Source organism: Chromohalobacter sp., from assembly GCF_039830575.1.
GTDB classification, from domain to species: Bacteria; Pseudomonadota; Gammaproteobacteria; order Pseudomonadales; family Halomonadaceae; genus Chromohalobacter; species Chromohalobacter israelensis.
Genome location: NZ_JBDOOX010000009.1, coordinates 247,654 through 261,260 on the forward strand (window position 1 = coordinate 247,654; position 13,607 = coordinate 261,260).

Consider the following 13,607-nt stretch of genomic DNA (forward strand, 5'->3'; position numbering starts at 1 on the left):
TTTTTCATGTTGCCGACGTCTTGCGGCTCACACCTTCCGATAGAGCGTTTTTCCCGAGCGGCGGAAGCGTTCGGCCTGTTCCTCCAGGCCTTGTTCGATGGCCTCCTGGGTGTTCTCGAGCGGGTCGCTCCAGTCCCCCTCCCGGGAGACGGCGTCGCGCACTTCCTGGCTGATCTTCATCGAGCAGAACTTCGGTCCGCACATCGAGCAGAAGTGTGCCACCTTGGCCGAGTCCTTGGGCAGTGTCTCGTCATGGAAGGCGCGTGCCGTATCCGGATCGAGCCCCAGGTTGAACTGATCTTCCCAGCGAAATTCGAAGCGCGCCTTGGACAGCGCATTGTCGCGGCGTTGCGCGCCGGGGTGCCCCTTGGCGAGGTCGGCAGCATGGGCGGCAATCTTGTAGGTGATGATGCCGGTCTTGACGTCGTCCTTGTTGGGCAGGCCCAGGTGCTCCTTGGGGGTGACGTAGCAGAGCATGGCACAGCCGTACCAGCCGATCTGTGCCGCGCCGATGCCCGAAGTGATGTGATCGTAGCCGGGGGCGATGTCGGTGGTCAGCGGTCCGAGCGTGTAGAACGGCGCCTCCTCGCAGCACGCCAGTTGCTTGTCCATGTTCTCCTTGATCAGGTGCATCGGGACATGGCCGGGGCCCTCGATCATCACCTGCACGTCGTGCTTCCAGGCGAGCTGCGTCAACTCGCCCAGGGTTTCCAGCTCGGCGAACTGGGCCTCGTCGTTGGCATCGGCGATGGAACCGGGACGCAGGCCGTCACCCAGCGAGAACGCGACGTCGTAGGCCTTCATGATCTCGCAGATGTCCTCGAAGTGGGTGTAGAGGAAGCTTTCCCGGTGGTGGTACAGGCACCACTTGGCCATGATCGAGCCGCCCCGGGAGACGATGCCGGTGACGCGCCTGGCCGTCATCGGCACGTGATGCAGGCGTACGCCGGCATGGATGGTGAAGTAGTCCACGCCCTGTTCCGCCTGCTCGATCAGGGTGTCGCGGAAGATCTCCCAGGTCAGGTTCTCGGCCACGCCACCGACCTTCTCCAGCGCCTGATAGATCGGCACCGTGCCGATGGGCACCGGCGAGTTGCGGATGATCCATTCCCGCGTCTCGTGGATGTTCTGGCCGGTGGAAAGATCCATGATCGTGTCCGCGCCCCAGCGGATGCCCCAGGTCATCTTGTCGACCTCTTCCTCGATGGACGAGGTCACCGCCGAATTGCCGAGGTTGCCGTTGATCTTCACCAGGAAGTTGCGGCCGATGATCATCGGCTCGGACTCCGGGTGGTTGATGTTGCAGGGGATGATCGCCCGGCCGCGGGCGACTTCATCCCGCACGAATGCCGGCGTGATCTCCTCCGGAAGGCGTGCACCGAACCCCTGGCCCGGGTGCTGGTGGCCGAGGATGCGTTCGACTTCCTCGGAACCCAGCGCCTGACGACGCTGATTCTCGCGGATGGCGATGAACTCCATCTCCGGCGTGATGATGCCCTGGCGCGCGTAATGCAACTGAGTGACGTTGCGACCTTCCTTGGCTCGCCGCGGCGTGCGGGTCAGGTCGAAGCGCAGCGGTGCGAGCCTCGGGTCGTTGGCGCGGCGCTGCCCGTAGCGACTGGTGGGGCCGTCGAGCCATCGAGTGTCGTCGCGCTCGTCGATCCAGTCCTTTCTGAGGGCCGGGAGGCCCTTGCGCAGGTCGATGGCGCACTCGGGATCGGTGTACGGCCCCGAGGTATCGTAGACCAGCAGCGGTGGATTCTCTTCGGCGGCGCCGGAGGTCGTGGTCGGCGACAGGGCGATTTCACGGAAGGGGACGCGCAGGTCCGGCCGCGAGCCCTGAACGTATCGCTTGCATGAACCGGGCAGCGGACGAATGGCCGAGGCATCGACGTGCGCGGTGTCGGAGAGAAACTGAGGGGATGTCATATGTGCTCCAGGACGAGACTTGGGTCAAGCCGGCGCACAGCGCAGGAGAGGAAACCGGCATGGGCGTGTCGTCGTATCCCGCGGTCTCCGCTTGATCCCTACGCCGGTACTAGCCGGATCAGGTTCGTCGGGATCCGTCGTGGCGCCGCGCTTCGTATGAGTCGCGGCGCAGGACGATCTCAGCCGGTTCCACCGGCACCCCGTCAAGCTATCGGCTAGAGTGTAGCAAGCGTCGCCCGGGATGAAAGCCCCCTATCGTGTAACGAGGCGTGGGTCCCGTATATTTTTAGCGTGCTAGTTTGTTCGACGGAATGCAGCATTCAAGGAGCAATCGCATGAAGATCGGTTTCATTGGACTGGGTGCCATGGGGTGTGGAATGGCGAGTCAGCTACTCGAGGCAGGGCATGAGGTTACGGTGTGGAACCGCTCCACCGAAGCCGTCGAGGCCTTGACTCGGAAAGGCGCCAAGGCAGCCAAGACGCCTGCGGATGCGGCGCGTCACGAGGTGCTGGTCAGCATGCTGGCGGACGATCAGGCGGCGCATCAGGTACTGATCGAGAGCAAGGCCGTCGAGGCGATGAAAAAGGGCAGCGTGCATATCAACATGGCCACGGTGTCGGTGGCCTTTGCGCGTGGCATGACGGCACTGCACGACCGCCTGGGCGTGGCCTACATCGCCGCGCCGGTGCTCGGACGTCCGGACGTGGCGGCAGCGGGCAAGCTCAACATCATCGCTGCCGGTGATCCGGCCCAGCTCGAGCGGGTCCGGTCCGTGCTCGACGCCATGGGCCAAGCCGTATGGACATTGGGCGAGTCGCCGGAGCGTGCCAACGTGGTCAAGATCGCGGCGAACTTCATGCTCGCCACCGCCATCGAATCGATGGCCGAGGCCTCGACGCTGACACGTGCATACGGCATCGAGGCCAGCGATTTTCTCGATGTGGTCACCAATACGCTCTTCGCCTCGCCGGCTTATCAGGGCTACGGCAAGATGATCGCCGAAGCACGCTTCGAGCCCGCCGGCTTCACGATGCGCCTGGGCCACAAGGATGTCGGACTGGCCCTGCGTGCGGGAGATGAGCGGCATGTCGCCTTGCCGCTGGGTAGCGCGGTGCGCGATCGGCTGCTCGATGCCCTGGCGCACGGCGATGGCGAGAAGGACTGGTCGGGGCTCGCCGAGGTGGCCGCGCGCCAGGCCCACCTGGACACGCGCTAGCCCGACCTCATGGCGTCAGACGATACAGGCCGGCCTCGCCGCTGTCGGAGGTGAAATACAGCGCACCATCGTGATAGGCGACCCCGGTGGGGCGGGCCCAGCGCTCGCCATTCTCCGCCTGGAAACCGCCCACCAGGTCGGTCACCGTGCCTTGGCGGCCGTCGGTCGCGAGCCGTATGCCGACGATCTTGGGCGGTCGCCGAGAAGCGGGGCCGCCGGCGGCCTGGGTGGCCCAGCTGCCATGGATGGCGCTGATCATGTCCAGCTTCCAGGGGTTGTCGGCGGGCAAGAACGTCAATCCCATGGGGGCGCTGCGGGCGGCGAAGGTAGCGACCGGCGGTGCGAGCGCGTCGCCGGGTGTGGGGGGCGTCGAGTCGATGCAGTCATCGCGCTGCCAGGCACCGTCGTTCCACTGATACCACGGCATGCCGTGAAAGCTGCCGGCCTCGGCGCGCACCAGCAATTCGGGGGGCGCCTCGTAGCCCCAATGGTCGGGGCCGTTATTGTTGAGATACAGCACCCCTTCGGGGCTCCAGGCCATGCCGATGGGATTGCGCAGTCCGCTGACGTAGGGCGTCCATTCGGGTGTCGACCGTGTCGGGTCGAGCGCCATGACTCCGCCTCGGCGATCCTCGAAGGCAACGTCCTCCGAGACGCGCTGCGGCGAACAATTGCCTTGAATGCCGAGTGCCACGTAGAGCCGTCCATCGGGCCCCACGGACAAGGTGCGCGAGCTGTGCCCGCCACCGCCGGGCAGAGCGGCGACTTCTTCGAACGCCACGTCCTCGAGACGCCGATCCGGCGCATAGGACGCGCGCAGCAGCCGGTCGGTCGTGGCGACATACAGGTATCCCCGATGCACCACGGCACTATGCGGATAGCCGGACAGCGCCACTTCCGCATCGACGCTCGTATACGGCGGCTTGAGGCGATACAGGCGCCCCGCCCGGGTGCCGATGAACATTTCATTGTCGGGACCGATGCTGATCAGGCGCGGTGCACTCAGCGAGACCAGATGGGTCAGAGTGGCGCCCTCGGGCACTTGCGCGCGCTGTTCGCTGCCCGCCACGGATGTCGGTGTCAGCGACTGCGCCTGGCCGGAAGCGCTCATGATGGCGCCGAGCCCGAGACCGAGGCATGCCAGTGAGCCTCGGCCGAGCCGGTGGAATGCGGTTCGCAGGGGCATGGACTGCTCCTTGGACTGGGGTCGTTCTTGCCCAGTGTAGACGCCCGGGCGCCATCGGACCCCGTTCGGACGACATGCATGCGACGCTCGGTGACCGGGCGGGTGGCAGCCAGGCCTAGTAGATGCGGAAACGCTTGAAATCGGGGTCCTGGGCGGCCTGCTGCGGTGTCTTGCGAAAGCGTTTGTATTCCCACTGGTACTGGGCGGGATCCAGGGCGATGGCGTCTTCCACGCTGGCGTTGACGCCAGTGGCCGACTGCGTTTCGTCGCTGGCGTACACGCGGTCATCGGCGGCCAGAAAGTGGATCGCGAAGCCCTCGCCATCCGGTAGACGCCGGGCGATGCCGGTGACCACGCGCGCCTCGGTGCGAGCGACCAGCTTGGGCAGCAGGGTGGCGGTATAGGCGGGGCGCTGGAAGAAGTCGGCGAACACGCCGCTGCCCCAGCTGGGTTCCTGGTCCGGCAGGATACCGACTGCCTCGCAGCGTTTGAGTGCCTTGAGCAGCGACGCCACGCCCCGGGGATTGGTCGGCACGAGCTGAGCGCCCATGCGCTCGCGCCCGCCACGAATCACAGGATCGAGGGCGGCGATCTTGGGCGGTTCGTACATGGCCGTGAACGGAAAATGGCTGGAAAGCCAGAAGTTGAGGACCTCCCAGTTGCCGAAGTGCGGCGCCAGCACGATCACGCCGCGTCCCTGGGCGCGGGCGTCATCGAGCAGCTCGCGTCCGTGGACCTGGCGGATGGCGGTTTCGACGCGGCTCGGGGCGGCCATCCAGGCGAACCCCAGCTCCAGCATGGTCGCCGAGGAGTGCACCAGGCTGCGGCGCGTCAAGTTGCGGCGCACGGCGGTCGTCATGTCGGGATAGACATGCTGGAGGTTGGCGCGCGTGACCTCTCGTTCGCGACGACTGAACGCCAGGATCAGCGGCCCGATCAGGCGTGCCAGTTGCCACAGGCGGCGCGGCGTCAATCTGGCGAGGCCACGCCACAACCCGGCGATGGCACGCGCACGCAAGGGAGGAGAAACATCGTTGGATTTCGAACTCATGACATCATCGGTGACGGCAAGCCGTTGGGCTCGCATTATACGGATTGTGCATCATGCGCCGAGGCGCATGGTGCCGGTTACCAGAGCCAGCTATCGACATTCGCGGGCGCGCGATGTTCGTTGAGCGCCTGAAATCCCTTGACGCAGCGTACCACTACCCAGATGGCGAGCAGTACGTAGAGCACGAAGCCCACGGCGATCAGGCTCAACACGGAAGCCAGCACGAAGTACAGCACACCGATCCAGAAGGTGCGGATCTGATAGCGATAGTGAGCATCGAGCCAGACGGGGCCGTTGCCGCGATAGACATACGCCATGACCACGCCGATCAAGGGCGTGATGCCCACGGCGAATCCCGCCAGGATCAGGACGTAGATGATCAGGGCGATCTTGCCGTCCGCTGGGCCTTGCGGGTCGCGCTCGATGGGGGACGTGTCTTCCTGCATGGGCGGTGCCTCCTGTCATGTCGCTTCAGCGGCGACGCGGTCGAGAAATCTCGATAAGGTTACCGTCTGGATCGCGTACGTAAAGTGACGACCACGTCTCGATGTCGTCTGGTGTCGCCCCAGGGGCAAGCTCCATGGGAATGGCCAGGGCCTCGAGGTGTGCCTTCACCTCGGCGAGGGGCAGAGAGCTGCGAAAGCCGAGTGTCTGGCTGCCGGGGACGGGCGACTCGGCCGGACGTGCGGCGGAGGCCTCGGGGCCATGCAACCGCAGGGCAAAGCCATCCAGACACAGATCGGTGCGCGTCGCATCGTGATAATGGGCGTCGAGACCCAGCACGCGTGTGTAGAAATCGATGCTGAGTTCGAGGTCGGTAACGGTGACCACCACATGGTCGATGGCATTGAGCATGGCGAAGTGTCCATAGCATGAGGTGCACGGAAAGTGACGGTCTTGCCGCGAGGGCAGGGATATCATGCACGTTCGATGCCCGTGTCATCCAGTCGGAAGAGCGCGATGACGTTGCATGACGGTTCGCTGGCGGATGACGAACGAAGGAGATGCCCCGATGCATGACGGTGAGTCGGTCTGCCCCTTGTGCGCAATGCCGCATGCCCGGCGTGTGGCGGGGGCGCCACCGCGGATGTATTACCGCTGTCCACGATGCGCTTTGATTTTCGTCTCCCCGGCATCGTTGCCCAGTGCCGCCGAGGAGCGCGCGGTCTACGATCTCCACCAGAACTTCCCCCACGACGCGGGATATCGTCGCTTCCTGTCGCGCCTGTGCGACCCGCTGCTGGAGCGCCTGCCTCCCGCCGCACAAGGGCTCGACTTCGGCTGTGGTCCCGGGCCGACGCTCTCGGTCATGCTCGAAGAAGCCGGGCATCACATGGCGTTGTACGACCCCTTCTACGCGCCATTTCCCGAGGTGTGGCAGCGTGAGTTCGATGTCATCACCGCCACCGAGGTGGTCGAGCATCTGCATGCACCGGGGGACGCGCTGGCCGAGGTGATCGCGCGATTACGTGTCGGGGGCTGGCTGGGGATCATGACCCAACGCAGTGACCTGGTGCAGGACCTGGCTGCATGGCGCTACATGCGCGACCCGACTCATGTGTGCTTCTTCGCCGAGCGCAGCTTTCACTATCTGGCCGAGCGCCATGGCCTGTCGGTGAGCTTTCCACGCAACGACGTGGTCCTCATGCAGCGCCTTCGGAGCTGAGTCCGAAGGCGCGTGGCGCGTCACATGGCGTGTCGCGGTACCTTGCGCAGGGTGGGCAGCATGTCGTCGAGCACCGCCATCTGTGCCGGCGTGAAGATTTCCTCCAGCGACTGCCGATAGTCCTCCCGCGCCGTCAGCCAGGCGTTGCGATCCGGCTTCCCGGCATTGTCACGCCACTGACGCAGTGTGTCGCGGAAGGCCGCGCGGGCATCCCGAAAGTCGGCGCGCTGAGCGTCATCGAGTCGCCAACTGGCCACCAGGGCCTCCAGCATTTCTTGATGCTCGCGCACGAGCCTTTCCTGGCGTTCGGAGTGTGGTGGCGTCAGCAGGGCCAGTACGCGCAGCTGTTCGCCACTGAGCACCGAGTGCAGACGCTCGCGAAGGGCGTCGCGCAAGCAGCGTGCAAGTGATGATTCATTCGATTTTCGTTTTCGAAATTTTCGTGATGGCGAGGGCGTTGCTGAAATGCAAGGACATGCAAGCGTCACTCGGTGCGGGAGTGAATAATGCCTACGATATCGTCATGTAAGCAGTTTCTTGTTCTGCATACTTCTTCCTGGCTGGATAGATGAACGCTATGGTAGCGATTGAGAACTTTATTATTGCGTTCATTGTTAGCTTGCTATATAGTTCACGCAACGTTCGAAAGCGAACATTGACACAGACAGTCAAGGAGCAAGTCCATGAAAGCACGTATTCTGATCTCCGCTATTGCACTCGCCGCACTGCCGGTGGCCGCACATGCAAGCTTTGCCTCCAGCGAAGCCTTGCAGGTCAACCATGAGGCCCTGAATGTCGGCCAGCCGGTCACGCAATTCTCCGTCGACTATCAACAGCTGGATACTTCCGGTGCCGATAGCGTGGGCATCGCGAAGGCCGAGCATTACATCTCGGTCACCAACACCAAGCAGACCGACCTGCCCAGCAATACGGCGGACCAGCCGAAACTCGGCCATCGCGCCGACTGGTAAGCCGCACGGACGTCGCCTTCGGGCGGCGTCATGTCCGCTGGCACATCGAAAACGCCCCCGCTGCGACTCGCAGCGGGGGCGTTTTCGTGTGTGCAGCGCGTGGTGGTGCGCAGCAGTGCCTGGTTGGTGGAGTGCCCTGTCAGGAGTCGGGCTGGTATTTATACCCGACGCCATATACGGAATGGATGATGTCGCGCTCGGGATAGGCATCGGCGATCTTGCGGCGCAATTTCTTGATATGACTGTCCACGGTTCGCTCGGAGACGATGCGATGGTCGCGATACATGTGATCCATCAACTGGTCGCGCGAGAAGATGCGTCCGGGCGCCTGCATCATGACCTTGAGCAACTGGAATTCGACGGCGGTCAGGCCCAGGTCGGTGCCTTGCGCCAGGGCGCGCCAGCCGTCCTCGTCCAGGCTCAGCGGTGCTGGCGTGGCGGCCTCCTCGGTCTGGGGGTGCAGGCGGCGGAGCACGGCCTTGACTCGTGCCACTACCTCGCGCGGGCTGAACGGTTTGCAGATGTAGTCGTCGGCACCCAGCTCCAGTCCCAGCAGTCGGTCGACCTCCTCGACACGTGCGGTCAGCATGATCACGGGCAAGGCCGGGTACTGATCGCCGATCCGGCGGCACAGGGTCAAGCCGTCGGTGCCGGGCAGCATCAAGTCGAGCAGTATCAGGGCCGGGGCATGATCCGCAAGCCACGGCATGACCTCGTCGCCATGTGCCAGGTGATGCGTGGCATAACCGCTTTGCTGGAGGTAATCGGCGACCAGGCGCGCGATCTTGGGTTCGTCCTCGACGATCAGAATGGTGTCGTTCATGGCTGTCTCCAGGCGTGGCTCATGGCATGTCGTGCTCGAGAACATCGTCGTCGTGACGCACCGGGAAGGTGAGCGTCCAGCGAAGTCCCCCAAGCGGCGATGCCGAGGGGGTCAGCGTGCCGCCATGCGCCGTGACCAGCGCATTGGCAATCGCCAGACCCAGGCCGCTACCGCCGCTGCGTCGGTTGCGCGAGCCCTCGACACGATAAAGACGCTCGGTCAGGCGCGGCAGGTCGGCATCGGCAACGCCGGGAGCGCTGTCTTCCCACGTCATTTCGATGCGGTCGGCATGGCGCATGAGGCGTATGCGCAGCTGTCCCGGTGCATCGGTATAGGCACAAGTATTGCTCAGCAGGTTGCTCCAGAGCTGGCGCAGACGCTGGGGGTCGGCACGCACCGGTGCCGGGGCCGTGCCGATCTCGGCATCGAGCGTGATGCCGCGCGCGCCCAGCCAGCCTTGCGCTTCCTCGAGACGCCCACGCAAGAGCGCTGCCAGGTCGTGTGGGGCGAGATAGATATCCAGTGCGCCCGCATCGCTTTGCGCGAGCAGACGCAGATCGTCCACCAGGCGTTCGAGTTGAGCGACTTCCTGCGCCAGCGAGGCCAGCGTGTCGTCACCGAGCGGACGTATGCCGTCCTCGATCGCTTCGATCTCGCCGCGCAGCACGGCGAGAGGGGTGCGCAACTCGTGGGCGATGTCGGCGACCCACTGCTGACGATGGCGGCGATTGGCCTCCAGTGTCTCGGCGAGGACGTTGAAGTCGGCGGAGAGACGGGACAGTTCGTCACGCCCCCGCTCGGGCAGGCGCACGGTGAAGTCGCCCTGGGTCATGCGCCGGGTGGCCTCGGTCATTTCCCTGGCACGCCGGCCCAGCCACCAGGCCAGGCCCGCGGCCAGCAGCAACGAGGCGACCGACAGCGAGGCGACGATGATCGTCATGTTGCGCAGCTGACGCTGCAGGAAGACGCGATCCATGCGTGCCATGAGTTGTGCCGGGGGAAGATACCCCAGCTGGCCGACGGTCTGCCCGCGATGCTGAATGTCGATGAAACGCGGCTGCGGTGGCGGCTCCTCGCCCGGCGGCGGCGTGCGCGGTGGCAGCGGGCGGCCGATGACGACGCGGCCGTCGGCGTCGAGTACCACGAAATCGCGGGCATCGCTGAGCTCACGATCGATTCCGCTGGGAGGCTGGCGCTCGCCCGGCCACAACTGATTGCGCACCAGCCGATGCCAGGCGCGGGGGTCGTCGCGCAGCCAGCGCCAGTCACCATGCTCCTGCCAGCGCTCGGCGAGGGCGGTGGCCAGGGTATCGGCTCGATTCGCCTGTGTGCGCTCCAAGTAGTCGATGAAGCCCTGATCGAGACTGCGTGCGATGAGCAGAAAGCTCATGCCGCCGATCAGGACATTGGTCAGCAGGATCGCCGCGAACAGCTTGAGGCTGATGCGTGCGATGCGGGGACGCTTGAAACGCAACCGTGGGCTCATGGCGGGCTCGTGTCGGGCGAGTGGGCGGTGCTGGCCGGACAGCCTGGTGACGGCTGATCGCCCGGCCAGCATGGCAAGCGCTCGCGCAAGGAGACGTCATGCAATGTGCAATCAATATGCAACGACGATGGCGCGCCAGGTGTCAGTCGGGGCGCGACACCGGGCGGCCGTGCCAGTCGAAGGTGACCGGCCACAGGTGCTGGTCTCCAGTCGTGAAGCGTGCCCAGAGTTCGGCATAGGTGCGGCCGTTCTCGGGGTGGGGCGTATCGGGCAGCAGCTCCGCGAGAGGCCACAGCACGAAGGCGTGGTGCAGGATCTCGTCGCGCGGCAGTTCGACGCCATCGATGTGGCCGCACTGGTCGCCGACCGTGAGCAGGTCGATATCCAGGGTGCGGGGGCTGAACTTGGGGCTCCCCGGCAGTCGCCCGTTGGCAGCTTCGATCTCTTTGCACCAGGCCTGCAGTTCGCCGACCGGGCGCGTGGCATGGAAGGCCGCGACCAGGTTGTAGAAATTGCGCCCATCCTCGAAGCCGACCGGCTCGCTTTCGAAGACGCGCGAGACACGAGGCTCGCCGAACGTCTCGGCAATGGCATCGAGGCAGGCCAGGACGTGGCGCTCGCGATCGATGTTGCTGCCGATGCTTACCGTCACCAGTGTCATGCCTGCCCCCGTGTGATGCGTACGCCTACGCTCGCGGCATTGGCGACCGCGCCGGGCTTGCGCACGCTCAGTCGCAGCCAGTCAATCGCGAATTCCTGGCGCAGGGTGTCGGCAAGCCGCTCGGCGAAGGTCTCGACCAGGGCGAAATGGTGGGCGTCGGCGAAACTGGCGATGCGCTCGCTGATGGCCGCATAGTCCAGGGTCAAGTGAATGTCGTCGGCTTGTGCGGCGGGCCGGATGTCGGTGGCCAGTTCGAGATCCAGGCGTAGCCGTTGTCGAATGGTGCGCTCCCAGTCATAGACACCGATGACGGTGTCCACTTCCAGCGCCTCGATCAGCACGTGATCCACGGCGTGTCCTCACTCTCTTAGCGGGCGGTCATGTCGTGAAGGATCGTCGACACTTCACGGCGTCGCAAAGCGTCGATTGTACGCCATGGAGGTGGCAGAATCATGGTCAGGGCACATCTCGTTGCCGCCTATTGAGGGAGAGCCGCTCGTGTCATCACCGCTGTCCATGACAGCTCTGGTCCTGGCCGGTTACCTGAGCGGGTCGCTGCTTGGCGCCGTCTGGGTGTGTCGTGCGCTCGGCAGGCGCGATCCTCGCCATGCCGGGTCGCGCAATCCGGGGTTTTCCAACGTGCTGCGACTGCATGGCGTCGTGCCGGCCGCGCTGACGCTGGGCGTCGACGCGGCCAAGGCAATGCCGGTGCTGTGGGTCGCGCAGCGCGAAGCGCTGCCGATATGGGCGCAGGGAGCCGTGGGCCTGTCGGTGCTGGTGGGGCACAGTTATCCGCTCTGGCATCGCGGGCGTGGCGGCAAGGCCGTGGCGAGCGCCTTCGGGGTCTTGCTGATGATCGCGACCCCAGTGGCCTGGGTCTGCGCCCTGTGCTGGGCGCTGCTGGCCTGGCGTTCGCGCACCGCCGCGGTGGCATCACTGGCCGCGGCCCTGCTCGCCCCTTTGGCCAGCTATTGGCTGGCGCGCGAGGCGACGCTGGTGGTGAGTGTCTTTTCGGCCCTGGTGCTGGTACGTCATGCCTGGAACATTCGCCGCCTGGGGCAGGGGGGTGAGCCCGGCCTGAAGCGCGAGGAGAGGATCAAGCCGCCGGAGGAGTGAGCGACGCCAGCGGCCAGCGCGGCGTGGCCTGCATCGTCGCGTCGTCGCGCTCCCCGGCCAGCAGGCGTTGTGCGCCGACATAAGCGATCATTGCGCCGTTGTCGGTGCAGAAGCGTCCGCGCGGGTAGAACGCCTGGGCCTGGCGCTTGGCGGTTTCCCGGTCCAGGCGCTCGCGCAGGCGATGATTGGCGCTGACGCCGCCGGCCACCACCAGCCGCTTGAGGCCCGTGGTGTCGAGGGCGCGCCGGCACTTGATGACCAGCGTGTCGACGACGGCTTCCTCGAAGGCGCGCGCGATGTCGGCGCGGTCCTGGTCGCTGAGGGGGCCCGCCGCCTTGAGCTGGTTGGCGGTGGTCAGGGTGTGGGTCTTGAGACCGGAAAAGCTGAAGTCGAGCCCCGGCCGGTCGGTCATCGGGCGCGGAAAGCGAAACCGGGTCGGGTCGCCGCGCTCGGCGAGCTGGGCGACGTGGGGGCCGCCAGGGTAGGGCAGTTCGAGCATCTTGGCGGCCTTGTCGAAGGCCTCGCCGGCGGCATCGTCGACCGATTCGCCCAGCAGCCGGTAACGGCCCAGGCCGTGGACCTCGACGAGCTGCGTGTGCCCACCCGACACCAGCAGGGCCACGAAGGGAAAGTCGGGCGGCGCGGCCTCGAGCATCGGCGCCAGCAGATGGCCTTCCATGTGATGCACGCCGAGTACCGGGATGTCCCAGGCGCGCGCCAGGCCGTGCGCGGTGGAGGCGCCGACCATCAGCGCGCCGACCAGGCCGGGGCCCGCCGTGTAGGCGATGGCGTCTAGCTGGTCGCCGCGCAGCTCGGCGTCGTCGAGCACCTGGCGAATCAGCGGCAGCAGCTTGCGAGTGTGATCCCGCGAGGCGAGTTCCGGGACCACACCGCCGAATTCGGCGTGCATGGCCATTTGGCTGTGCAGCGCATCGGCGATCAGGCCGCGCTCGGTGTCATAAATGGCGACGCCGGTTTCGTCGCAGGAGGTCTCGATGCCCAATACCCGCATGTGTCGTCACTTCCCCGCTGGCACGTGAAAGTCGCCATTCTACGCTTTTCCAGGGCCGTGCGGCAGGGGCGGTGGCAAAGGCTTTGCAAAGCGCTGCCACGGCGACTAGAATATTGCGTTCTGCAAGACTGGGTCGTGCACCCGTCATGCCGTTCGGCATACGCTGAACACGTGCTGACAAGGTGTGCGTGCAATCCGAACTCATCTTTCCCTAAGGTAGGTGATTGGTTAATGCCTTCTGTTAAAGTACGTGACAACGAGCCGTTCGACGTCGCTCTGCGGCGTTTCAAGCGTTCTTGCGAAAAAGCCGGCGTTCTCTCCGAAGTCCGTCGTCGCGAGACCTATGAAAAGCCCACTGCGGTTCGCAAGCGCAAGGCCGCCGCAGCGGTCAAGCGTCATGCCAAGAAGTTGCAGCGCGAGCGTAAGCGTTTCGAACGGTTGTACTGATCCGTACTGTGAAGTGACTTCGGTCGCTTCCTAGAGGGACGC

At 65.2% G+C, this 13,607-nt stretch carries 16 protein-coding genes and 1 riboswitch; of the genes, 5 read left to right on the forward strand and 11 right to left on the reverse strand.

Going from position 1 to position 13,607, the window contains the following annotated elements; genetic code table 11:
- Positions 1 to 27: 27 nt before the first annotated feature.
- On the reverse strand, positions 28 to 1,929 hold the full coding sequence (thiC, locus tag ABGX75_RS08160) for a phosphomethylpyrimidine synthase ThiC (RefSeq protein WP_179152690.1): 1,902 nt from the start codon (positions 1,927 to 1,929) through the stop codon (positions 28 to 30).
- Positions 1,930 to 2,007: 78 nt separating this feature from the next.
- A riboswitch (TPP riboswitch) is annotated at positions 2,008 to 2,142 on the reverse strand.
- Positions 2,143 to 2,240: 98 nt separating this feature from the next.
- Between thiC and ABGX75_RS08165 the strand changes: the two genes are divergently transcribed.
- Positions 2,241 to 3,146, forward strand: coding sequence for an NAD(P)-dependent oxidoreductase (locus tag ABGX75_RS08165; RefSeq protein ID WP_347410705.1), 906 nt, complete (start codon positions 2,241 to 2,243; stop codon positions 3,144 to 3,146).
- Between the two features lie 7 nt (positions 3,147 to 3,153).
- Here the strand turns inward: ABGX75_RS08165 and ABGX75_RS08170 are convergent, their stop codons facing one another.
- The 4 genes from ABGX75_RS08170 to ABGX75_RS08185 form a co-directional block, all read right to left on the reverse strand.
- Positions 3,154 to 4,332 (reverse strand): PQQ-dependent sugar dehydrogenase, encoded by a 1,179-nt coding sequence (locus ABGX75_RS08170; protein WP_347410706.1) that lies wholly within the window; start codon positions 4,330 to 4,332, stop codon positions 3,154 to 3,156.
- 115 nt (positions 4,333 to 4,447) lie between these two features.
- Positions 4,448 to 5,383, reverse strand: a complete 936-nt coding sequence (locus ABGX75_RS08175) for a lysophospholipid acyltransferase family protein (protein WP_035411675.1) — start codon at positions 5,381 to 5,383, stop codon at positions 4,448 to 4,450.
- 77 nt (positions 5,384 to 5,460) lie between these two features.
- The gene (locus ABGX75_RS08180) at positions 5,461 to 5,829 is read right to left on the reverse strand and encodes a membrane protein (RefSeq protein WP_011506266.1); all 369 of its coding nucleotides are present in this window, start codon (positions 5,827 to 5,829) and stop codon (positions 5,461 to 5,463) included.
- Positions 5,830 to 5,854: 25 nt separating this feature from the next.
- On the reverse strand, positions 5,855 to 6,238 hold the full coding sequence (locus ABGX75_RS08185; RefSeq protein WP_035411104.1) for a VOC family protein: 384 nt from the start codon (positions 6,236 to 6,238) through the stop codon (positions 5,855 to 5,857).
- A 259-nt stretch (positions 6,239 to 6,497) separates the two neighbouring features.
- On the opposite strand from ABGX75_RS08185, the gene ABGX75_RS08190 reads away from it, so the two are divergent.
- Positions 6,498 to 7,049 carry a class I SAM-dependent methyltransferase gene (locus ABGX75_RS08190; RefSeq protein WP_279585937.1) on the forward strand — a complete coding sequence of 184 codons (552 nt, stop codon included), beginning with the start codon at positions 6,498 to 6,500 and terminating at the stop codon, positions 7,047 to 7,049.
- A gap of 20 nt (positions 7,050 to 7,069) precedes the next feature.
- On the opposite strand, the gene ABGX75_RS08195 is transcribed toward ABGX75_RS08190, so the two are convergent.
- Positions 7,070 to 7,444, reverse strand: coding sequence for a hypothetical protein (locus tag ABGX75_RS08195; RefSeq protein WP_110061433.1), 375 nt, complete (start codon positions 7,442 to 7,444; stop codon positions 7,070 to 7,072).
- A 288-nt stretch (positions 7,445 to 7,732) separates the two neighbouring features.
- Between ABGX75_RS08195 and ABGX75_RS08200 the strand changes: the two genes are divergently transcribed.
- Positions 7,733 to 8,020: a hypothetical protein gene (locus ABGX75_RS08200; RefSeq protein ID WP_035411096.1), complete on the forward strand. Its 288-nt coding sequence runs from the start codon at positions 7,733 to 7,735 to the stop codon at positions 8,018 to 8,020.
- Between the two features lie 139 nt (positions 8,021 to 8,159).
- Here the strand turns inward: ABGX75_RS08200 and ABGX75_RS08205 are convergent, their stop codons facing one another.
- The 4 genes from ABGX75_RS08205 to folB all read right to left on the reverse strand — a co-directional run bounded on the left by ABGX75_RS08205 (position 8,160) and on the right by folB (position 11,340).
- On the reverse strand, positions 8,160 to 8,843 hold the full coding sequence (locus ABGX75_RS08205; protein ID WP_011506271.1) for a response regulator: 684 nt from the start codon (positions 8,841 to 8,843) through the stop codon (positions 8,160 to 8,162).
- Positions 8,844 to 8,862: 19 nt separating this feature from the next.
- The gene (locus ABGX75_RS08210) at positions 8,863 to 10,329 is read right to left on the reverse strand and encodes an ATP-binding protein (RefSeq protein WP_110061432.1); all 1,467 of its coding nucleotides are present in this window, start codon (positions 10,327 to 10,329) and stop codon (positions 8,863 to 8,865) included.
- Between the two features lie 142 nt (positions 10,330 to 10,471).
- Positions 10,472 to 10,990 carry a 2-amino-4-hydroxy-6-hydroxymethyldihydropteridine diphosphokinase gene (gene folK, locus ABGX75_RS08215; protein WP_110061431.1) on the reverse strand — a complete coding sequence of 173 codons (519 nt, stop codon included), beginning with the start codon at positions 10,988 to 10,990 and terminating at the stop codon, positions 10,472 to 10,474.
- Positions 10,987 to 11,340: a dihydroneopterin aldolase gene (folB, locus tag ABGX75_RS08220; protein WP_110061430.1), complete on the reverse strand. Its 354-nt coding sequence runs from the start codon at positions 11,338 to 11,340 to the stop codon at positions 10,987 to 10,989. Before folB ends, folK begins: the two co-directional genes overlap by 4 nt.
- A gap of 148 nt (positions 11,341 to 11,488) precedes the next feature.
- Between folB and ABGX75_RS08225 the strand changes: the two genes are divergently transcribed.
- Positions 11,489 to 12,106, forward strand: a complete 618-nt coding sequence (locus ABGX75_RS08225) for a glycerol-3-phosphate acyltransferase (RefSeq protein ID WP_258305787.1) — start codon at positions 11,489 to 11,491, stop codon at positions 12,104 to 12,106.
- On the opposite strand, the gene tsaD is transcribed toward ABGX75_RS08225, so the two are convergent.
- Positions 12,087 to 13,118: a tRNA (adenosine(37)-N6)-threonylcarbamoyltransferase complex transferase subunit TsaD gene (gene tsaD, locus ABGX75_RS08230; RefSeq protein ID WP_035411080.1), complete on the reverse strand. Its 1,032-nt coding sequence runs from the start codon at positions 13,116 to 13,118 to the stop codon at positions 12,087 to 12,089. The genes ABGX75_RS08225 and tsaD overlap by 20 nt on opposite strands.
- A 231-nt stretch (positions 13,119 to 13,349) precedes the next feature.
- On the opposite strand from tsaD, the gene rpsU reads away from it, so the two are divergent.
- Entirely contained in the window at positions 13,350 to 13,565 is a 216-nt protein-coding gene (gene rpsU, locus ABGX75_RS08235) for a 30S ribosomal protein S21 (protein WP_011506277.1), read from the forward strand.
- Positions 13,566 to 13,607: the final 42 nt, after the last annotated feature.

What these genes read in the sequence shown, in the direction of transcription:
- ABGX75_RS08175 (WP_035411675.1), bottom strand. Translation starts at nt 5,383, where the DNA reads ATGAGTTCGAAATCCAACGATGTTTCTCCTCCCTTGCGTGCGCGTGCC.
- ABGX75_RS08205 (WP_011506271.1), bottom strand. Translation starts at nt 8,843, where the DNA reads ATGAACGACACCATTCTGATCGTCGAGGACGAACCCAAGATCGCGCGC.
- ABGX75_RS08180 (WP_011506266.1), bottom strand. Translation starts at nt 5,829, where the DNA reads ATGCAGGAAGACACGTCCCCCATCGAGCGCGACCCGCAAGGCCCAGCG.
- thiC (WP_179152690.1), bottom strand. Translation starts at nt 1,929, where the DNA reads ATGACATCCCCTCAGTTTCTCTCCGACACCGCGCACGTCGATGCCTCG.
- rpsU (WP_011506277.1), top strand. Translation starts at nt 13,350, where the DNA reads ATGCCTTCTGTTAAAGTACGTGACAACGAGCCGTTCGACGTCGCTCTG.
- ABGX75_RS08185 (WP_035411104.1), bottom strand. Translation starts at nt 6,238, where the DNA reads ATGCTCAATGCCATCGACCATGTGGTGGTCACCGTTACCGACCTCGAA.
- folK (WP_110061431.1), bottom strand. Translation starts at nt 10,990, where the DNA reads ATGACACTGGTGACGGTAAGCATCGGCAGCAACATCGATCGCGAGCGC.
- ABGX75_RS08200 (WP_035411096.1), top strand. Translation starts at nt 7,733, where the DNA reads ATGAAAGCACGTATTCTGATCTCCGCTATTGCACTCGCCGCACTGCCG.
- ABGX75_RS08170 (WP_347410706.1), bottom strand. Translation starts at nt 4,332, where the DNA reads ATGCCCCTGCGAACCGCATTCCACCGGCTCGGCCGAGGCTCACTGGCA.
- ABGX75_RS08165 (WP_347410705.1), top strand. Translation starts at nt 2,241, where the DNA reads ATGCAGCATTCAAGGAGCAATCGCATGAAGATCGGTTTCATTGGACTG.
- ABGX75_RS08210 (WP_110061432.1), bottom strand. Translation starts at nt 10,329, where the DNA reads ATGAGCCCACGGTTGCGTTTCAAGCGTCCCCGCATCGCACGCATCAGC.
- tsaD (WP_035411080.1), bottom strand. Translation starts at nt 13,118, where the DNA reads ATGCGGGTATTGGGCATCGAGACCTCCTGCGACGAAACCGGCGTCGCC.